Origin of the sequence: Zafaria cholistanensis (assembly GCF_008580665.1) — a bacterium.
GTDB lineage: Bacteria > Actinomycetota > Actinomycetes > Actinomycetales > Micrococcaceae > Zafaria > Zafaria cholistanensis.
Window position 1 is genome coordinate 1 of the sequence record NZ_BKDJ01000039.1, and the last position, 1,108, is coordinate 1,108.

General features: G+C 65.8%; 1 protein-coding gene. It reads right to left on the reverse strand.

The window, feature by feature from the left end:
- Positions 1-9 precede the first annotated feature (9 nt).
- The gene (gene hpaD / locus NCCP_RS14795) at positions 10-1,107 is read right to left on the reverse strand and encodes a 3,4-dihydroxyphenylacetate 2,3-dioxygenase (protein WP_149958050.1); all 1,098 of its coding nucleotides are present in this window, start codon (positions 1,105-1,107) and stop codon (positions 10-12) included.
- Position 1,108 lies beyond the last annotated feature (1 nt).

Genomic DNA, 1,108 nt, shown 5'->3' on the forward strand with positions numbered 1-1,108 from the left:
TGGTCCTGGCTAGACCTGGGTGCCGAGCTTGAAGCCCTTCGAGGCCATGCCGTGGTAGGCGCCGTTCTCGTCTCCGGGGCGGGTGTAGGAGAAGCCGTCCGCGCCGATGGTCACTTCCAGTTCGGACGCGTCGGTGCGCTCGATGACCGGCTGCGGGTTCCCGTCCAGGTCCAGCACCAGGGAGGCCTCGGTGTACCAGGACGGGACCACCGGGTTGCCCCACCAGTCGCGGCGCTGGTTATCGTGCACGTCCCAGGTGATGGTGGGGTTGTCCGGGTCCCCGGTGTAGTAGTCCTGGGTGTAGATCTCGACGCGGTGCCCGTCCGGGTCCAGGATGTAGAGGTAGAACGCGTTGGAGACCCCGTGCCGGCCGGGGCCGCGCTCGATCCGGTCGGAGATGCGCAGGGCGCCCATCTTGTCGCAGATCTGGATGATGTTGTGCTTCTCGTGGGTGGAGAAGGCCACGTGGTGCATGCGCGGTCCGTTGCCGCCGGTCAGGGCGGTGTCGTGCACGGTCTGCTTGCGGTGCATCCAGGCCGCGTAGGTGGTGCCCTCGGAGTCCTTGATGTCCTCGGAGACACGGAAACCCAAATCCTCCAGGTACTTCCGCCCGCGCGGAACATCCGGGGTGACCTGGTTGAAGTGGTCCAGGCGCACCAGTTCCCCGGCGGAGTAGAGGTCATAGCGCATGTGCAGGCGCTCCACGTGCTCGACCTCGTAGAAGAACTCGTACGGGAAGCCCAGCGGGTCCTCCACGCGCACCGAGTCGCCGATGCCCTTGACGAAGCCGTCCCGGCGCCGCTCGGTGCGGCAGCCCAGCTCCCGGTAATAGGCCTCGGCCGCGTCCACGTCCTCCGGGGTGCGGACACGGTAGGAGAAAGCGGCCACGGCGGCGACCGGACCCTTGCGCAGCACCAGGTTGTGGTGGATGAATTCCTCGAACGACCGCAGGTAAATCGCGTTCTCGTCCTCTTCGGTCACATGCAGGCCCAAAAGGTCCACATAGAACTCGCGCGAAGCGGCCAGGTCAGTGACCACCAGTTCCATGTAGGCGCAGCGGACAATGTCCGGCGCCGGAACAGAGGGCTTGGGAATAACGTTGCTCATG